The following is an 18,581-nucleotide window of genomic DNA, read 5'->3' on the forward strand; positions in this document are numbered from 1 at the left end:
GAAATAGCATTGCTTTACGCCAAAAGCGCAAAACAAGATGAAGGCTTAAATCACCGCGAAAGGGGTGAACACAGAAGAAATCGGCGGGGCTCGATTTGGAAACAGAAACAGATGTAGTTTCTGATGCAATCTAAATGGGTAGATTGTTTGCGGTCGAATGCGAAGGCTGATCAGTGCTGTTAAAAGCACAATCAAGCAAGCCAGCAGTATTGGATCGAAATTGTGTCCAAAGACTAAGCAAAACTTACAATTCGCAAAGGGACTATGAATGGGTTTATCGTGGCTATGCGTTGCATCTACATCTTGATGTGATGTGATCGCATGCGAAGCATGATCAACAGGATGTATAGATACTTGATGATTCATTGCTGCATGGTCAACCACCACAGCTAACTCCTCACATACACCAAAACCTAATTCCGGATGTTTCATCAGGATCGGTGTAATAAAGACAGAAAGCTGCATCAACCATGCAAAGATAGCCAGATAAAAAGGCACTTTCTGAATATTTGAACGCAAAGCGGGAATCATCTTTGGAGCAAAGGAGAGTGTGAATTATATTGTTTTTGCACTGGGGATAAAAGCACAAAATGGCAAGGCGATATTTTTCAACATTAAAAGGTTCATCTTCTTGAGCAGTACTCCTGATTAAGTTTTTATAATTAAAGGGATAAAAATTGAAAAAAAGGAATTCAATGATCTGAAAACATTTTGTGAAGAATTTGACACAGCATTTGAAAATGTCGCATTTTATTTAGATTCAAGCATAAAGATTATCAATTGATATAAATCTCTTTATAATGTTGTCATTCTTATTCATACAGCATGTCTTACTCAAAAGCATGTTGAACTGAAGCCATATTTTCTATTCATATTTTTAAGTCCATTTTCATGAACGATATATCAGTCGTTTCATGTTTTGAACTCTTATTTGTCCATGAAGTGACACATAAGAATATTTAGGTGCCCGCATGGAAATCAAAGTCAATTATCTTGACAATCTTCGCCAAGAAGCCAAGTTTGACGACTTCTCAGTGATTGCAGATCAACCGATTCGCTATAAAGGCGATGGCTCTGCGCCCGGTCCATTTGACTACTTTCTCGCATCTTCTGCGCTGTGTGCGGCGTATTTCGTCAAAGTATATTGCGCAGCGCGAGATATTCCGACAGACAATATTCGTTTATCGCAAAACAATATTGTTGATCCTGAAAATCGCTATAAACAAATTTTTAAAATTCAGGTCGAGCTTCCTGCTGATATTTCTGAAAAAGATCGTCAAGGGATTTTACGTTCGATTGACCGTTGTACGGTAAAGAAAGTCATCCAAACGGGTCCTGAGTTTGTGATTGAGGAAGTCGAAAGTATTGACTCAGATGCACAAGCCTTGCTGATGCCAAGTCTAGCTTCTGAGCATAAAACCATGATTCCGGGTAAAGATTTACCTTTGGAAGAAACCATTGCCAATATGTCAGGTATTTTGGCCAATCTAGGAATGAAGATTGAAATTGCCTCTTGGCGCAATATTGTACCGAACGTATGGTCATTGCATATCCGAGATGCACAATCACCAATGTGTTTCACCAATGGTAAAGGTTCAACCAAAGAAAGTGCATTGGCATCTGCTCTAGGTGAGTTTATTGAGCGTCTGAACTGTAATTTCTTCTATAACGATCAGTTTTGGGGTGAAGAAATTGCCAATGCGCCGTTCGTACATTACCCAGATGAAAAATGGTTCCAGCCGGGTCCAAATGGTGAATTGCCTGCTGAAATCTTAGATGAACATACACTCGCTATTTATAACCCTGATGATGAGCTGTTAGGCACGCATTTGTATGACACCAACTCAGGCAATACAGCGCGTGGCATTTGTTCATTACCTTTTATGCGTCAGTCCGATGGTGAAACGGTGTATTTCCCCTCCAATTTGATTGAAAATCTATACTTATCCAACGGGATGAGCGCAGGTAATACGTTAGAAGAAGCACAAGTGCAATGCTTGTCGGAAATCTTTGAACGTGCGGTAAAACGTCAAATCTTGGAAGGGGAAATCGCACTTCCGGATGTCCCAGAAGAGGTCTTGGCGAAATACCCAAGCATTGTTGAGGGCATTAAAGGGCTGGAAGAGCAAGGTTTCCCTGTGTTGGTCAAAGATGCCTCACTAGGTGGTCAATTCCCGGTAATGTGCGTGACTCTGATGAACCCACGTACCGGTGGTGTATTTGCGTCTTTTGGTGCGCATCCGAGTTTTGAAGTTGCGCTTGAGCGTAGTTTGACCGAGCTTTTACAAGGGCGTAGTTTTGAGGGTTTAAATGACCTACCAAAACCAACCTTTAGCTCAAATGCGGTGACTGAACCAAATAACTTTGTTGAGCATTTTATTGATTCAAGTGGCTTAGTATCTTGGCGTTTCTTCTCTGCAAAATCAGACTATGACTTTGTAGAATGGGATTTCACTGCTGAAGGTGAACATGCCAATGCTGAAGAAGCGGCTACGATGTTTAGTATCTTGGAAGACTTGGGTCATGAAGTGTATATGGCGGTGTACAAGCATTTAGGTGCGACTGCATGCCGTATTTTGGTGCCGGGTTATTCAGAAGTATATTTGGTCGAAGACTTGGTTTGGGACAACACCAACAAAGCTTTGCTTTACCGAGAAGATATCTTGAATTTACACCGTTTGGATGATGAGCAATTAGAGGCTTTAGTTGAGCGTCTTGAAGAATGTGATTCAGATGACTATACCGAAATCAAAACTTTGATCGGCATTGAGTTTGATGACAATACCGTTTGGGGTCAAATGACCATTCTTGAACTGAAATTGCAGATTTATTTAGCATTGCAACAGTTTGAAGAAGCGAAAGATTTGGTTGAAGCGTTCCTACAGTTCAATACCAATACCGTTGAACGAGGTCTATTCTATCAATGCTTAAATGTGGTGCTTGAAGTTGAACTCGATGAAGAAATGGACATCGCTGACTATCAGTACAACTTCAAGCGTATGTTTGGTGAAGAGCGACTGAATGCTGCTTTAGGTTGTGTTGATGGAAGTGTACGTTTTTATGGCCTAACCGAAACCAATATGCAGCTCGAAGGGCTTGATCGTCATCTACGTCTGATTGATAGTTACAAAAAATTGCATAATGCACGTGCTAAATCGGCGAACTTGGCTTAAATGTAAATGCTTTAGTTAGAATCTCTTAATGAGCCCAAATTAAACCTTTGGGCTTATTTTTTATCATTTTTTTTGAGTAATATAACCCGTATTGATATGGTTTATGGGTGACAAAACAAGTAATTTCATGTAACATAAAGTTATCAATAAATATAAATATGTAAATACAATGAAAATATTATTGACGCTTATTTCATGTTCAGGGTTGTTGACGGCAGGCTATTGGGGGCATGTCAGTTATGACCAGAAAAGAATAAAACAGATAGATCAGGTTATTCCGAATCCATCCAATAAACCACAGACGATTAAAAGTGAAAATATGTTTGAAAAACAAAGTCGAATTTATTCCATGTGATCAATACTTTAGATTTATGAGGATTTATGCTGCCGATTTCTCGCATAGGGCTTGAGCAATAATGCGTTTAAAGTGATTACTTTGCAAAACACTATGTTATAATTTGTATATCGAATCTGATAGTTAATGTATGGCCTGTGGGCGATACAAATAAAATGTTTAGGCTGCTATAGGCAGCTTTTTTAATTGTATTTTATTTATCGGAACTGTCATTTGGGTACGTTTTTTGAATGTATTATTTGTGCACTTGATGCCAATAATCCATTTTATTAATGATCTAAAGTTACTTAACACATAGCTCAAACTCAAACAGGGGCTCAATAATGACAAATCCAAATCCTTCAGCGGGTTTGCTTGAACGCTTATTTAAACTGAGCGAGAACAAGACCACTTTTAGAACAGAAGTGATCGCAGGTGTAACCACATTCTTAACCATGTGTTACATCATCATTGTAAACCCATTGATTCTGTCTGAAACAGGAATGGATCATGGTGCGGTATTTGTTGCTACCTGTTTAGCAGCAGCCATTGGTTGTATGGTGATGGGGATCGTCGCGAACTATCCGATCGCTTTAGCGCCAGGCATGGGCTTAAATGCTTACTTTACCTATTCCGTCTGTATTGGTATGGGCATTCCTTGGCAAACGGCATTGGCTGCTGTGTTTATGTCGGGTTTGGTGTTTATTGCCATCAGCATGTTTAAAATTCGTGAAGCGATTGTCAATGCAATTCCGATGTCTTTGAAGTTCGCCATTGGTGGCGGGATTGGTTTATTCCTTGCCTTAGTTGCACTGAAAAATGCCGGCATTATTGTCGATAATCAAGCCACTTTGGTGGGCTTAGGTGACATTAAAGAACCAAAAGTATTGTTGGCATTATTGGGCTTTTTCCTTGTGGTGGTGATGCATCACTTTAAGGTTCGTGGCGCCATTATTATCAGTATTTTGGTGGTTACAGGTTTAGCTACAGCATTAGGCATTAATGAGATCCAAGGCGTTGTGGGTTCAATTCCGTCTATTGCGCCAACGTTCTTGCAAATGGATTTTAGCGGTCTATTTACGGCCAGTATGGTCGGCGTGATCTTCGTATTTTTCTTGGTGGATTTGTTTGACTCAACTGGTACTTTGGTGGGTGTAACTCATCGTGCAGGTTTGTTAAAAGATGGTAAGTTACCGCGTTTGAAAAAAGCATTATTTGCTGACTCAACTGCGATTGTGGCAGGGGCTGCACTCGGAACTTCATCAACGACCCCATATATTGAATCTTCTGCAGGCGTGGCAGCCGGTGGTCGTACAGGCTTAACCGCTGTTGTGGTGGGTGTCATGTTCCTGTTGTGCTTGTTCTTGGCACCATTGGCACAATCTGTCCCAGGTTTTGCAACTGCACCAGCATTGCTGTTTGTGGGTGTACTCATGATTCAAGGCATTACCCATATTGATTGGGATGATGTGACTGAAGCCGTACCTGCATTTTTAACCATCGTATTTATGCCGTTTGCATATTCAATTGCTGATGGTATTGCAATGGGCTTTATCAGCTATGCACTGGTGAAATTATTCACAGGTAAGGCAAAAACTGTACCGTATATGGTGTGGATTATTGCGGTGCTTTGGGTGATTAAGTTTATGGCATTTGGCGGTTAAGGTTGTCGAAGTACAAAAAGGGCGTAAACGAGTTTTGCGCCTTTTTTACATCTAGATGCTGTGTATCATAGACAATATATTGTGGTTAGATTGAGGAATAAACAATGAATCAAAGAGCGCTCATTCAAGCATTACCCAAGGCAGAGTTGCATGTGCATATTGAAGGGACATTTGAGCCTGAACTCATGTTTGCTATAGCACAGCGTAATCAGATTGAAATTCCATATAAAAGCATTGAAGAAGTCAAACAAGCCTATAACTTTCATAACTTGCAATCGTTTCTCGATATTTATTATGCAGGTGCAAATGTCTTAATTCATGAGCAAGATTTTTACGATTTAGCTTGGGCATATTTTAAGAAATGCGCTGAAGATCATGTGGTGCATACTGAAATGTTCTTCGATCCGCAAACCCATACCGATCGAGGTGTACCTTTCGGCATAGTGATCAATGGATTACAACGTGCCTGTAATGATGCGCAAGCTCAGTTTGGGATTAGCTCGCATTTGATCATGTGTTTCTTGCGTCATTTAAGTGAAGAGGCGGCATTTGAAACTTTAGAGCAGGCGCTACCGTATAAAGACCAAATCATCGCGGTGGGATTAGATTCGAGTGAAGTGGGTCATCCGCCATCGAAGTTTGAACGTGTCTTTGCCAAAGCACGTGAAGCAGGTTTTTTGGTGGTGGCACATGCCGGTGAGGAAGGTCCTGCTGAATATGTGTGGGAAGCGCTAGATTTGCTTAAAGTGAATCGAATTGATCATGGTGTACGTTCAGAAGAAGATCCTGTGTTGATGCAACGCTTGATTGCAGAGAAAATGCCACTTACGGTTTGTCCACTCAGTAACTTAAAACTTAAAGTGGTCGATGATATGCAGCAGCATAATATTCACCGCTTGTTGCAGCAAGGTGTGCATGTCACAGTCAATTCTGATGATCCATCTTATTTTGGTGGTTATATGAATGATAATTTCTATGCCATTGCTGAGGCTTTGGATCTGAGTAATGATGAGTTAAAGCAATTGGCGATCAATTCGTTTGAAGCGTCATTTATCTCTGAACAGCAAAAACAAGCATGGTCAGAACGTATTCATGCACTTTAAGCTAAGCGCAATATTATCATGAAGGGTGTTTGATACACCTGTGTTTTAAAGAAGGTAAAGCTGTGAAAAAATTATTGACTTGTGCTGTGGTCATGCTCGGGATATTATCGGGCTGTCATTCAACTGACTCGAATGGTCACAATAAAACGCTTTCACAGAAGATGTTACGCCCAGTCATTGCGCATGAATGTCAATCTGAGTTAACGAAGTCAAAAGTATGGAAGGCTTCAAGTTTGTTTTTGGCAAAAGATACACAAACTCAAATTAAGGATCAGGCCTGTGCGTGTGTCAGTGAACATGCGTTAGACGACGTTGCCACCAGTCAAATTTTGAAAGCGACAGTAAGCGAGACTGCAAAAAATGAATTGGTTCGTCAGGCTGTGGTGAATAGCCTTTCAGGCTGTTTACAAGATACCTTGCAGACGCTGTAAATTTGATGCAAGTCATGATTAATCAAGAAAAAAGCCTAAATTCAATTTAGGCTTTTTTCTTGGCTAAAAGACGAGAGCTAGGTCAGTCTTTAGGTTGCTGGGTCATACTGCGCAGGATATGATCACGATCAATAAAATGATGCTTCAGTGCAGCCAACACATGTCCAACGATCAGTAAGCCGACCGTCCAAGATAAATACACATGTAGTGGTTTAACAACAGCTAAAAGTTCAGGATTGTCTTGAACCATGCGAGGAATTTCAAATAAATACAAGACTGGTGCAGGGTGTCCAGCACTCCAGCTATATAAACAACCTGTGACAGGCATGGCAATCAGCATCATATATAAAATCAAATGACCGGCATGTGCTGCCTTTTGCATTGTAGGTGACATGGAGTCAGGCAGTTTCGGTGCAGGATGGGTATAGCGCCAGAAAATTCGTATTGCCACTAAAAAGATAATGGTCGTGGCAATATTTTTATGTAAGGTAATCACTTGACCTTTAAAGCTACCATCAGCGTCATAGCTTAAGAAATTACCGCTATAAAAACCAATGATCCAAGCCACAATAAAAATGAGCGCCATGAGCCAATGCAGCACTTGCGCAGTGCGTGTGTAATATTGAGTATTATTCGACATTATGTAGATTCAAATATATTTTAATCGCTCAATACTAAATCAATCTTTTTCCTTTAAGAAGTTGAGTTTTAGAACAGTGTGTTGATGATCTGCAACGCACAAAATGCATTAAAAATGTTCGTGTGATCATTCAACACAAAATAGAGATTCCTTAACTCAGCAACTTTGTGCAAAATACCGCATATTCTTTTATCAACTCAGGATAAAACTGTGAAAAAATTAATCGCTGCGCTTATTCCAATGGCTTTTGCTTTGTCTGCATGTGTAACCGATACCACAGGTACTGCTGCAACAGGTACAACGACAGGTTTGGGTAATGGTTTGGCTATGACGGCTATTAAAATTGGCGTACAAGCGAAATGTGCATCTGAAATCAACAACAATACTTATTGGAAAACCGGTTCTAAATTGTTAACCGAAACTCAAGCCACTGAGTTACAAACTGAAGTGTGTTCATGTGTTGCGGACAAAGCAACTTCAAGCGTATCTGCTGCTGATTTGGTTGTGGCCGCGATGGATAAATCATCTCAAGCAACCCTTGCAACACGTGTGGTATCAAGCACATTGAATGCATGTGTGGTTGAAACGTTAAAAAACTAAGCGCAGGCTAAGTTTTTAAAATCACGATCTTAAGTGCTCTGATCTTGTTTGAAACATGATTAGATTGATGCTTAAGGTCGTTTTTTATGGTTGAGGAAAAGATATGTTGGTAGCGGGTGCAGATGAAGCAGGGCGCGGACCTTTGGTGGGTTCGGTGGTTGCTGCGGCAGTCATTTTAGATCCAAATAACCCGATTGAAGGGTTAAATGATTCGAAAAAACTCACAGAAAAAAAGCGTGAAAAACTATTTATCGAGATTCAGGAAAAAGCCTTGGCTTGGGCAATTGCTGAAGCAAGTGCGGCTGAGATTGATGAGCTGAATATTTTACAAGCATCGTTGCTGGCTATGCGCCGTGCAGTTGAGCAACTTGATATTCAACCTGAGCATGTCTTGGTTGATGGCAATAAAGTTCCACAAGGTTTGCAGATGGGTTGTGATGCGATTGTGGGGGGGGATGCCTTACATGCTGAGATTTCTGCTGCCAGTATTTTGGCAAAAGTAACGCGTGACCATCAGATGATCGAATTAGATCGCCAGTATCCGCAATTTGGTTTCGCTAAGCACAAAGGTTATCCAACCAAGGCGCATTTTGAAGCAATCGCTGAACATGGGGTGATTGATCAGCATCGTCGTAGTTTTGGACCGGTTAAAAAAGCTTTAGGTTTATAATTGATGATATTGATCAACTCATTCATTTACTAAAATTTTTTGGATGAAATTTAGTCAAATTTAAAGCGGCTAAGTAGCCGCTTTAGGATCTAAGAACGAGTCAACTTAACGGTTGAAATCGTTCTGAGGTTGAACAAAATTTTCTTCTTCAAAAGAAGGTTGGTAATCTTGGTCTAAGTGCTGCAAATGCTCGTGCATTGCACGTTCATGTTGAATTCGTTGATAGATTTCTTCACGGTGTACAGATACTTCTTTTGGTGCATTCACACCAATACGCACTTGATTGCCTTTGACACCAAGTACAGTAACACTGACTTGATCCCCAATCATTAAAGTTTCACCAACACGACGGGTGAGAATCAGCATGTTTATCTCCTTGCTTAAACGCTAAACCTGCGATAGTTTTTCAAAAAGCGACAATAACAACCTCAGCATTAGGCCTAATTTTAACAGAAAATTGTGACGAAATATGCACTTCGAACAATACTGAATCAATTATCCCAACAATTTAAGGTCTAATATAACAGAGCCACCATAGTAAAAACTATAGTGGCTCTGATTATTTATTCATCTTTATAACTAAGTTTTAGCTATAAGCACGAAATTATGCGCGTGCGCTAGACTCACCTGACTCACGGTCTAAACCGAAAGCGGTATGCAATGCACGAACAGCAAGCTCTAAATACTTTTCATCAATGATCACAGAAATTTTGATTTCAGAAGTCGAAATCATCAAAATGTTAATGCCTTCATCAGCAAGGGCAGTGAACATTTTGCTTGCTACGCCTGCGTGAGAACGCATGCCGACACCCACGATTGACACTTTAACAATGTCATCACGAGTCGCAACTTCACGCGCACCAATTTCTTTTGCTGTTGCTTCAAGAATCGCTTTGGCTTTTGCAAGTTCACCACGGTTGACTGTAAACGTGAAGTCAGTTGTTCCATCTTCTTCAACATTTTGAATAATCATGTCGATTTCGATGTTGGCATCGCCAATTGGGCACAAAATTTTAGATGCAATTCCTGGTTCGTCTGGCACACCAAGAATTGTTAATTTTGCTTCATCACGGTTAAACGCGATACCTGAGATAATTGGTTGTTCCATGTTGTCTTCCGCTTCAGTGGTGATTAGTGTCCCGACATTTTTTTTGAAATCTTCATCGAATGCGCCATCATCGTCATTATCAAAACTTGATAATACACGTAAAGGCACTTGGTATTTGCCTGCAAATTCAACTGAACGAATTTGTAAAACTTTTGAACCTAACGATGCCATTTCCAGCATTTCTTCAAAAGAAATACGGTCAATCTTTTTCGCTTTTGGTGCAACGCGTGGGTCAGTGGTATAAACACCATCCACGTCTGTATAAATTTGGCATTCATCGGCTTTCAGTGCTGCAGCCAGTGCAACGCCTGAAGTATCTGAACCACCACGACCTAAAGTTGTGGTGTTGCCATTTTCATCAAAGCCTTGGAAGCCAGCCACCACAAGTACACGACCTGCATCTAGGTTTTCCGTCAATACATCAGTATCGATGGATTCAATGCGGGCTTTGTTAAATGAGCTGTCTGTCTTAATACCAACTTGGCGACCTGTTAGCGATTTTGCATCCACGCCAATCGACTTGAGCGCCATTGCTAACATAGAAATCGTAACCTGTTCACCGGTAGAGACCATTTGGTCAATTTCACGGGGATCAGGGGTTTCGGTAATGGCTTTCGCTAAAGCAAGTAAGCGATTGGTTTCGCCACTCATTGCTGATACAACCACCACGACTTTGTGACCGTGATCATGCCAACGCTTTACACGACGAGCAACATTTAAAATGCGCTCGGGAGTACCCATTGAGGTACCACCATATTTTTGTACGATTAATGCCATAGTTGTTCCATAAGAGCCATGACCCTGACACAACCTTTGTCAGGGTCCGTTACACAAAAAGTGAAGTCTTATTTTGCTGCCAGCCAAGCTGAAAGATCAGCCATAACAGGAGCAAACTTCTCGTTCAGTGGCGCGCCACCTTGTGCCAAGTCAGGTTTACCACCACCTTTACCACCAAGCTCAGTCGCTAAGTGTTTAATGATGTCACCTGCTTTAATAGAAGCAGTGAAGTCTTTTGCGACAGAAGCGATTAAGCTGACTTTATCACCCTCTACGCCTGCTAACACAATCACTGCATTTTCTAATTTAGATTTCACACCATCATGTAGGTTACGAAGTGATTTCGCATCCATGTTTTGAACAGTGGTGATCAGCGTTTGACGACCTGCAATGTCTTGAACTTGGCTTAAAAGTTCAGCTGCTTGGAAGTGCGCTAATTTTTGATTCAATTGATCAATTTGTTTTTGCAGGCTCGATGCTGTTTCAACAATTGCTTCAACTTTATCTAAAGTTTGATCTTTCTGTGCTTTCAAAATCCCATTGATCATATGGATATCACGATCGGCCTTTTGCGAAGCTTCAACGGCTTTGGTTCCTGTCACAGCTTCGATACGACGTACACCTGCTGCAACACCACCTTCAGAGGTGATCTTGAACAGACCGATGTCGCCTGTACGTTTAACGTGAATACCACCACAAAGCTCGATGGAGAAGTTTTTCTCATCAATGACTGAACCCATTGAAAGTACGCGAACTTCTTCACCATATTTCTCACCGAACAGCATCATCGCACCTTTGGCTTTTGCAGATTCGATATCAAGCAGTTCAGTGGTCACTTCAGTGTTTGCAATCACTTCAGCATTGACTAAACGTTCAATTTCTTGAAGCTGTTCAAACGTCACCGGTTGATCATTGGCAAAGTCGAAACGTAAAACGTCAGAGGCTACCAAAGAGCCTTTCTGTTGAACGTGCGTACCCAAAACTTGGCGTAGGGCAGCATGAAGAAGATGCGTTGCAGAGTGGTTACGTGCAGTCGCAGCACGGATATCCGCTTTTACAGTCGCTTCAACAGATTGAGTCGCTTTTAAGCTACCCATGGTCACGATACCTTGGTGTACAAATGCACCACCTGATTTCTTGGTATCTTGAACTTCAAAAATACCCGTATCGTTTTTGAAGAGACCTGTATCACCGATTTGACCACCGCTTTCTGCATAGAAAGGCGTTTGGTTCAGTACGATGAGTGCTTCGTCACCTTCGACCACTTCGTCGACTTGCTCGCCATCTTTGTAGATCGCAACAATTTGACCTTGACCTTGAGTTGCATCATAACCATCAAACTGAGTATCGCCTTCAACATTGACAATGCTGTTGTAGTCGATTGCGAACTTACCGGCATCACGGGCACGCTGACGTTGCGCTGCCATTTCAACTTCAAAACCCGCTTCATCAATGGTTAACTCACGTTCACGCGCGATGTCAGCAGTTAAGTCCGTTGGGAAGCCGTAAGTGTCATAAAGCTTAAATACAGTTTCACCTGGAATCACAGAACCTTTTAGATTTGCCAATTCACCTTCAAGCAATTTCAAACCTTGCTCTAAAGTTTTTGCAAATTGTTCTTCTTCTTTCAGTAATTGCGCTTCGATACGTGCTTTGTTGGCTTCCAGTTCAGGATAAGCGGCACCCATCACGTCAATCAAAGGTTGCAACATTTTGTGGAAGAATGAACCGGTCGCACCGAGTTTGTTACCGTGACGTACGGCACGACGGATGATACGACGAAGGACATAACCACGACCTTCGTTAGACGGGTTTACGCCATCAGCGATCAAGAAGCAGCATGAACGTGCATGGTCAGCCACAACTTTTAAAGATGCAGGGTAATCAACCGGTTTGTTTTCTGCTTGTGCTTTTGCTTCAAGTTCAGACGTATCTAAACCAATGATTTCTGCAGCAGCTTTCAATAGGTTTTGGAACAGATCGATTTCGTAGTTTGAGTTGACGTGTTGTAAAACTGCAGAAATACGCTCTAAGCCCATACCTGTATCCACAGAAGGAGCAGGAAGTGGGTGGAGTACGCCATCAGCAGTACGGTTGAACTGCATGAACACGTTGTTCCAGATTTCGATGAAACGGTCGCCATCTTCTTCAGGTGTGCCTGGTAGGCCACCCCAGATGTGATCACCATGGTCATAGAAGATTTCCGAACATGGACCACAAGGACCTGTGTCACCCATTGCCCAGAAGTTGTCTGATGCGTATTGACCGCCTTTATTATCGCCAATGCGGATAATACGGCTAGCGTCTAAGCCAACATCTTTGTTCCAGATATCAAAAGCTTCATCATCGGTGTGATAAACAGTGACATAAAGTTTATCTTTAGGAAGTGCTAACCAATTGTCACCGGTTAGGAATTCCCAAGCAAAAGTAATGGCATCACGTTTGAAGTAATCACCAAAAGAGAAGTTACCTAACATTTCAAAGAAAGTATGGTGACGCGCAGTATAACCAACGTTGTCTAAGTCGTTGTGTTTACCACCTGCACGTACGCATTTTTGTGATGATGTTGCGCGTACATAATCGCGTTTTTCCAAGCCAAGGAAGCAGTCTTTAAACTGGTTCATACCGGCATTGGTAAACAATAAAGTCGGGTCATTGGCTGGTACCAGAGAACTCGACGCGACACGTGTATGCCCTTGCGATTCAAAGTAGCGCAAAAATGCTTCACGGATTTCAGCTGATGTCATAAAACGAGTACTCACAACCAAGTCACTCCATATTTCGTATTGGCGAATAGTGTGTCTGGATAAAATCATTGCAAAATGATCTGTTTCCGCACACTGGGCTTAAAATTTTCAAACGCCAAATTATAACGGAAAATGTAATGCGCACCAATGATTTTGAACTTGATCGGTGACAATAATATTTAAAGATATTTTTTATACAGTGTTTAACAAAAATGATAAACCCTTGATGCAGAGAGATTGAGCGAGTTTGGTGCATTTGTGCAGATTTTAGTCTCAAAATTGCCCTAAAATAGCAAAATTATCATTATGAAAATAAAGAATTAATCCGATAAAAATAATTTATAAGTCAATAAATAAGCACTAATGCCGAGAATTCCATCTCTGTTAAGAATTTCTGTCTGTAATGCAGCGAAATCTATTAACATAGGGCAGTGGTGAGATCTTTTCACAAGCATTTAAAGGGTATCGAATGCAACGAGTTGCGATAAATGGGTTTGGGCGGATTGGACGTAATGTATTGCGTGCTTGGTTTGAGCAACCTAAACAGTTTGGGTTTGAAATTGTCGCAATCAATGATGTGGCTGATGTTGATACCTTGCTTCACTTATTTAAGTACGATACGACGCATGGGCGTTTTCAAGGTCAGGTTGAACTGTGCTACCACAACCAACAGGCGTATTTACAGATTTCAACGCCGAAAGCGCAGCTAAATGTGCAGGTGTTGAATCAAGCAGATCCAGCGCAATTGCCGTGGGCTGAGCTAAAGGTTGATGTGGTTTTAGAATGTACTGGACTGTTCCGTTCACGAGCTGCTGCAACCCAACATTTAACCGCGGGCGCAAAACGGGTGATTATTGGGGCTGCCCCTTTCGATACGGTGGATGCGTCAATTGTGTATGGGGTGAATCATCAAGAGGTCAAAGCAACAGATCGGATTATTTCGAGTGTGTCATGTACTACGCAGGCTTTGGTGCCTTTGGTGAAAATCATTGATGATGCGTTTGGCATTGAAACGGCATTGATGACTGAGATTCATGCAGTGACGGCAGATCAATCGGTGTTGGATCATGCGCATCGTGATTTAAGACGTGCCCGTGCTTCAGGACAAAATATTATTCCGACCACGTCATCTGCATTGGGTGCACTTAAAAATGTCATGCCTAAGATGTCAGATCGAATTGATGGTTACTCGATTCGCGTGCCGACCATTAATGTCGCAGCGATTGATTTAACTTTTGTTTCCCAATCTGCGATTGATTCAATGCGTTTAAATGAAGCATTGGTGCAAGCCGCACGACATGACTATGCTGAGATTATGGATGTCACTGATGAACCTTTGGTGTCCTCAGACTTTAATCACTCGCCTTATTCTTTAATTGTGGATTTAACCCAAACCTTAGTCGTTGGCAAACAGGCAAAAGTCTATGCGTGGTATGACAATGAATGGGGTTATGCCAACCGCTTATTGGATTTATGTGAGTCGTTTCAGTAGAGATTAACATTTTTAAAGATTAAACGATTCGCTCAAGAATAAAAGCAGGGGGTTGAAGTCACTTAAGATGCAAGCATGCGCTTAGACTTAAGGATGGGCTAAAAAGTTCAAGCCTGCTGCCTACTAAGTGAAATCAAAAGATTCAAGCTTGTGCTGTTAGATAAAAAATAAAAGGGGAAGAAGTGAATGCTGACGATATGGATTTTGGTGGTGCTGGTGATCGCGGTGACAGTCCTGTTTTGGATATTGATCAAAGATCAGAAACAGCGCGCAATACAACAGCACCATTTGGCAAATCTTGCTGACATGGAAAGCAAAGTAGATGGCCTGACCCATAATCTGCACAAGACCTTGGAAATTATGCAGGACTTGGCTAAAAAGATGCACGTCCAACAAGCGCTATTAGATCAAAGCACCGCGAAGATAAAACAACTTGAACTGCAAAATGTGGAATTGGTTAAAGTGATGACGCAATCGATTCAGTCTAAAAAGTAAAATATTGTTTTACCTAATTGCTTGATACTTAATCTTGTTGAGATTTAAACCAATATCAAACGTAATAGCGCAGCCGATAGCATACTGATGCCCACCGTAGGCAGTAAAGAAAAGCGACTCGCTGCAAACAGGGTAATCGCCATTGCGATCAAATCTGCCGGATTGTCTTTAACGAAATAAGGTGCAATCACGGAGATTAAGACACAGCCGGGCACCACTTCCAAAATTCGACGTTGTTTAACCGTTAATGTTTTATTTTTCAGTAACACATAGCCGAGTACGCGCGTAATATAGGTGGTGAATGCAATAAAAACAATCGCGATAAGGGTGCTGGTATGGATCATGATGCTTCTCCCGAATGGTCTTGAATCGCGTCTTTGTGATCAGAATCATCATGCTCATCAATCAGGATAAACGCAGAAAGAATGCCACTGATCGCACCAATCGGTACATACCATCCTGCGGGTAAATATAAATACGCTAATGCTGCTGCAATCAGGCTGACCAACCATGGGCGTGCTGCACGTACCCCTTTCCACATACTGCGTAATAACACCAAAAACACAGCAGGAAAAGCCATGTCAAAACCAAAGCGACTAATATCACCCAGCACTGGCCCGATGACTGCCCCTAAAGTGGTAAATCCGAGCCACATCACATACAGGGCAAAGCATAGGCCTGCATAAAAGGGCATGCTAAACGCATGTTGATATCCCATTTTTTGTTGATTTTTTTGCGCATCGGCGAAGCTCACCGCCCAACTTTCATCAACCATAAAAAATAAAGCGCCAAACACGGTTTTATTGGGTAAGTGACGAAGATAGGGCACAAGACTTGCCCCCATCAATAAATGACGGCTATTGATCAAAAAAGTAATAAACATCAGCATCAATAAATGCGGGGGCTGTGTCCATACTTCCAAAATCGCAAATTCCGAGCCACCTGCAAAGTTCAAGCCCGTCAATAATGATAGTTCTAGTGTGCTAAAGCCTTTTTGGACTGCTTGCGCGCCCAAAACCAAGGCAAAAGGAATAATCCCAAGCAGCATGGGAATCGAAGTTTTCACGCCACGTTTAAATTCGGAAAACTCATACAATGCAAGTCGATGTTGGGTGCTTTGTCTAAAGGTAAACATGCAAATATCTAGATCGGGTAGAACAGCGCTATTTTATTTTGATTAGGCTAGCAGAAGGTGTTTAATTTAGCTTATTCTGGTTTTAATTCGCGATATAATTTCATTCATAGTTTAAAATGCGCAATTTTATTGCTTAATTTTAATATGATGTGAAACATAGCTTGGTAGATGAGTAAAAATGATGGATCAGATTGATAAGAAAATTTTAAACGCCCTACAGCGCAATGGAAAATTGCAGAACAATGAACTGGCACAATTGGTGGGACTCTCACCCTCACCATGTTTACGTCGGGTGAAGCAACTCGAAGAAGAGGGGGTGATTGATCGATATGTTGCACTGCTTAATCCACAGAAGATCGATTTGGGTTTAACTGTGTTCGCCCGAATATGGCTCAAAGGGCAAGATGCCAAAACCGTGAATGCTTTTGTCGATGCCATTCAAACTATGCCAGAAGTGGTCGAATGTCAGCTCATGGCAGGCGATTGTGATTTCTTTTTAAGAATTGTGGTGGGTGATTTGGAAGATTATCGCCGTTTTCAAATTCATCATTTGACCCAAATTCCAAGTGTGCAAAATGTCAAAACTGAAATTCCCTTACAAACCGTTAAGAAGACCACAGAGTTACCTTTGGGCTAGCTGATCGTTTTGGGTTGAAATGTATTTACTGCAAATTGAATCATCGAATGACAATAAAAAGTTCAATTGGATATTTTTAATCCATTAAATCCTCTTAAGAAGCCATAAATATGGGGGATTAATCTTCTAAAATTTTAACGATAGGTATAAAGTCAAATCTAAGCTGCTGTTAAATCGATTATTTGGCGAAGCCTGATTAAATCTGCTTAAAACAGTGAACAGTCGGTTAAAAATTGCCGATGTTTTCTTTAAAAGTCAGGTGCAGAGCCAAAACTATCGTGGTAGACTAGGAGAAATCGGGTGTGTTCCCGATTTTTTTATGCGGGTTCGTTCCGCACTGACAGGATTTAGGTTTACAACATGCCCATTTCAGAGACATGGTTATTACCTGATGGTGTAGCTGATGTGTTACCAGAACAGGCGCAAGTGATTGAAACTTTGCGTCGTGATGCCTTAGATTTCCTTGCATCTCGAGGTTATCAATTGGTGTACACGCCATTTATCGAATACATCGAATCTCTTTCTTCTCTTTCAGAATCAAATCAAGACTTAGATTTAGCCACGTTTAAAGTGATCGATCAATTATCAGGTCGTTTGCTTGGTGTACGTGCCGATATGACGCCACAAGTTGCTCGAATCGATGCTCACGTTCATCCAGTGGTGGGTGTGGCACGTTACTGCTATGCAGGCACTGTATTGCATACTAAGCCTCAAGGCTTTAATACCACACGTGCGCCTTTACAGTTGGGTGCAGAGTTGTTTGGTTCAGACAGTATCGATGCTGACGTCGAGATGATTGACGTGATGTTGAACTTACTGAAAACGACGCAGAATCATGAAGGGATCCATCTCGATTTAGGTCATGTGGGTTTATTCCGTAGTTTGGTCAAGCACGCAAAACTCAGCAAAGCAACTGAACGTCAGTTATCTGATTTGTATCAGCGTAAAGCGTTACCTGAATTGGCAGAATTCACTGCAAGCTTGAAATTTGGTCAAGATTTTTATGTATTGGGTCGCTATGCAAGTGATCTTGATACGCTTGAAGCCAAATTAAGTGGTGAAGTTTTTGAAAATCACCAATTCAAACAAGCCTTTGATGCATTGAAAGCGACCAAAGCTGAAATTCAAGCACGTTGGCCTGATTTAGATATTGGTATTGATGTTGTAGAACTTCGTTCATATCACTATCACACAGGTTTAATGTATGCCGTATATGCGCCAAACCGTGCAGCCCCATTGGCTCAAGGTGGACGTTATGATGGTATTGGTGAACACTTTGGTCGTGCACGTCCTGCAACAGGTTTCTCTTGTGACTTATATGCGTTAAAAACAAGTCAGCTTGAACCTGTGAGTGTGGTGGTTGCACCGAAAGGAACACAAACAGATTTAGTGAAAGCCATTGAGCAGACACGAGCATTAGGCTTTAGTGTGGTTCAATTGTTAGGTAATGATGACCCTCAATCTATTCCACATGCGACGCATCAATTGGTGCAACAAGCAGGTGAGTGGGTCGTTACACATATTTAATCGCTTATCTAATCATTGTTAGGTAAGTTTCAAATTTCAACAGCATGA

Annotated in this window: 17 protein-coding genes; 10 read left to right on the top strand and 7 right to left on the bottom strand. The window is 41.4% G+C overall.

Annotated elements, in window-relative coordinates; genetic code table 11:
• Nucleotides 1–45: 45 nt before the first annotated feature.
• Nucleotides 46–531, bottom strand: coding sequence for a DUF2946 family protein (locus tag G8D99_RS05155; RefSeq protein WP_166323248.1), 486 nt, complete (start codon nucleotides 529–531; stop codon nucleotides 46–48).
• Between the two features lie 440 nt (nucleotides 532–971).
• Here G8D99_RS05155 and G8D99_RS05160 point away from each other — a divergent pair, with 440 nt between their 5' ends.
• From G8D99_RS05160 to G8D99_RS05175, 4 genes are all read left to right on the top strand, one after another.
• Entirely contained in the window at nucleotides 972–3,173 is a 2,202-nt protein-coding gene (locus tag G8D99_RS05160; protein WP_166323250.1) for an OsmC domain/YcaO domain-containing protein, read from the top strand.
• Nucleotides 3,174–3,851: 678 nt separating this feature from the next.
• Complete coding sequence (locus tag G8D99_RS05165; RefSeq protein WP_166323252.1) at nucleotides 3,852–5,171, top strand: NCS2 family permease; 1,320 nt, start codon at nucleotides 3,852–3,854, stop codon at nucleotides 5,169–5,171.
• Nucleotides 5,172–5,275: 104 nt separating this feature from the next.
• A complete protein-coding gene (locus G8D99_RS05170) occupies nucleotides 5,276–6,274 on the top strand; it encodes an adenosine deaminase (RefSeq protein WP_166323254.1) in 999 nt (332 codons plus the stop codon).
• Between the two features lie 62 nt (nucleotides 6,275–6,336).
• Nucleotides 6,337–6,705, top strand: coding sequence for a hypothetical protein (locus G8D99_RS05175; protein ID WP_166323256.1), 369 nt, complete (start codon nucleotides 6,337–6,339; stop codon nucleotides 6,703–6,705).
• An 82-nt stretch (nucleotides 6,706–6,787) separates the two neighbouring features.
• Here G8D99_RS05175 and G8D99_RS05180 read toward each other — a convergent pair whose 3' ends face one another.
• Nucleotides 6,788–7,345, bottom strand: coding sequence for a cytochrome b (locus G8D99_RS05180; protein ID WP_406741507.1), 558 nt, complete (start codon nucleotides 7,343–7,345; stop codon nucleotides 6,788–6,790).
• A gap of 210 nt (nucleotides 7,346–7,555) precedes the next feature.
• On the opposite strand from G8D99_RS05180, the gene G8D99_RS05185 reads away from it, so the two are divergent.
• Both G8D99_RS05185 and rnhB read left to right on the top strand, forming a co-directional pair.
• Entirely contained in the window at nucleotides 7,556–7,945 is a 390-nt protein-coding gene (locus G8D99_RS05185; RefSeq protein ID WP_166323258.1) for a hypothetical protein, read from the top strand.
• Nucleotides 7,946–8,048: 103 nt separating this feature from the next.
• Nucleotides 8,049–8,615 carry a ribonuclease HII gene (gene rnhB / locus G8D99_RS05190; protein WP_166323260.1) on the top strand — a complete coding sequence of 189 codons (567 nt, stop codon included), beginning with the start codon at nucleotides 8,049–8,051 and terminating at the stop codon, nucleotides 8,613–8,615.
• 105 nt (nucleotides 8,616–8,720) lie between these two features.
• Here the strand turns inward: rnhB and csrA are convergent, their stop codons facing one another.
• From csrA to alaS, 3 genes are all read right to left on the bottom strand, one after another.
• Nucleotides 8,721–8,981, bottom strand: coding sequence for a carbon storage regulator CsrA (gene csrA, locus G8D99_RS05195; protein ID WP_166323262.1), 261 nt, complete (start codon nucleotides 8,979–8,981; stop codon nucleotides 8,721–8,723).
• Between the two features lie 238 nt (nucleotides 8,982–9,219).
• Nucleotides 9,220–10,500, bottom strand: coding sequence for an aspartate kinase (locus tag G8D99_RS05200; RefSeq protein WP_166323264.1), 1,281 nt, complete (start codon nucleotides 10,498–10,500; stop codon nucleotides 9,220–9,222).
• A gap of 68 nt (nucleotides 10,501–10,568) precedes the next feature.
• Nucleotides 10,569–13,262 carry an alanine--tRNA ligase gene (gene alaS, locus G8D99_RS05205; protein WP_171522754.1) on the bottom strand — a complete coding sequence of 898 codons (2,694 nt, stop codon included), beginning with the start codon at nucleotides 13,260–13,262 and terminating at the stop codon, nucleotides 10,569–10,571.
• Nucleotides 13,263–13,716: 454 nt separating this feature from the next.
• On the opposite strand from alaS, the gene G8D99_RS05210 reads away from it, so the two are divergent.
• Together G8D99_RS05210 and G8D99_RS05215 are read left to right on the top strand one after the other, a co-directional pair.
• The gene (locus G8D99_RS05210; protein ID WP_166323266.1) at nucleotides 13,717–14,739 is read left to right on the top strand and encodes a type I glyceraldehyde-3-phosphate dehydrogenase; all 1,023 of its coding nucleotides are present in this window, start codon (nucleotides 13,717–13,719) and stop codon (nucleotides 14,737–14,739) included.
• A gap of 186 nt (nucleotides 14,740–14,925) precedes the next feature.
• Complete coding sequence (locus G8D99_RS05215) at nucleotides 14,926–15,234, top strand: hypothetical protein (protein WP_166323268.1); 309 nt, start codon at nucleotides 14,926–14,928, stop codon at nucleotides 15,232–15,234.
• A 44-nt stretch (nucleotides 15,235–15,278) separates the two neighbouring features.
• Here G8D99_RS05215 and G8D99_RS05220 read toward each other — a convergent pair whose 3' ends face one another.
• Nucleotides 15,279–15,578, bottom strand: coding sequence for an AzlD family protein (locus G8D99_RS05220; protein ID WP_166323270.1), 300 nt, complete (start codon nucleotides 15,576–15,578; stop codon nucleotides 15,279–15,281).
• On the bottom strand, nucleotides 15,575–16,369 hold the full coding sequence (locus G8D99_RS05225; protein WP_166323272.1) for an AzlC family ABC transporter permease: 795 nt from the start codon (nucleotides 16,367–16,369) through the stop codon (nucleotides 15,575–15,577). Before G8D99_RS05225 ends, G8D99_RS05220 begins: the two co-directional genes overlap by 4 nt.
• Before the next feature lie 181 nt (nucleotides 16,370–16,550).
• Between G8D99_RS05225 and G8D99_RS05230 the strand changes: the two genes are divergently transcribed.
• The gene (locus G8D99_RS05230) at nucleotides 16,551–17,006 is read left to right on the top strand and encodes an Lrp/AsnC family transcriptional regulator (protein ID WP_166327555.1); all 456 of its coding nucleotides are present in this window, start codon (nucleotides 16,551–16,553) and stop codon (nucleotides 17,004–17,006) included.
• Nucleotides 17,007–17,366: 360 nt separating this feature from the next.
• Nucleotides 17,367–18,533 (top strand): ATP phosphoribosyltransferase regulatory subunit, encoded by a 1,167-nt coding sequence (locus G8D99_RS05235; protein WP_166323274.1) that lies wholly within the window; start codon nucleotides 17,367–17,369, stop codon nucleotides 18,531–18,533.
• Nucleotides 18,534–18,581: the final 48 nt, after the last annotated feature.

The organism is Acinetobacter lanii (assembly GCF_011578285.1).
Taxonomy (GTDB): domain Bacteria; phylum Pseudomonadota; class Gammaproteobacteria; order Pseudomonadales; family Moraxellaceae; genus Acinetobacter; species Acinetobacter lanii.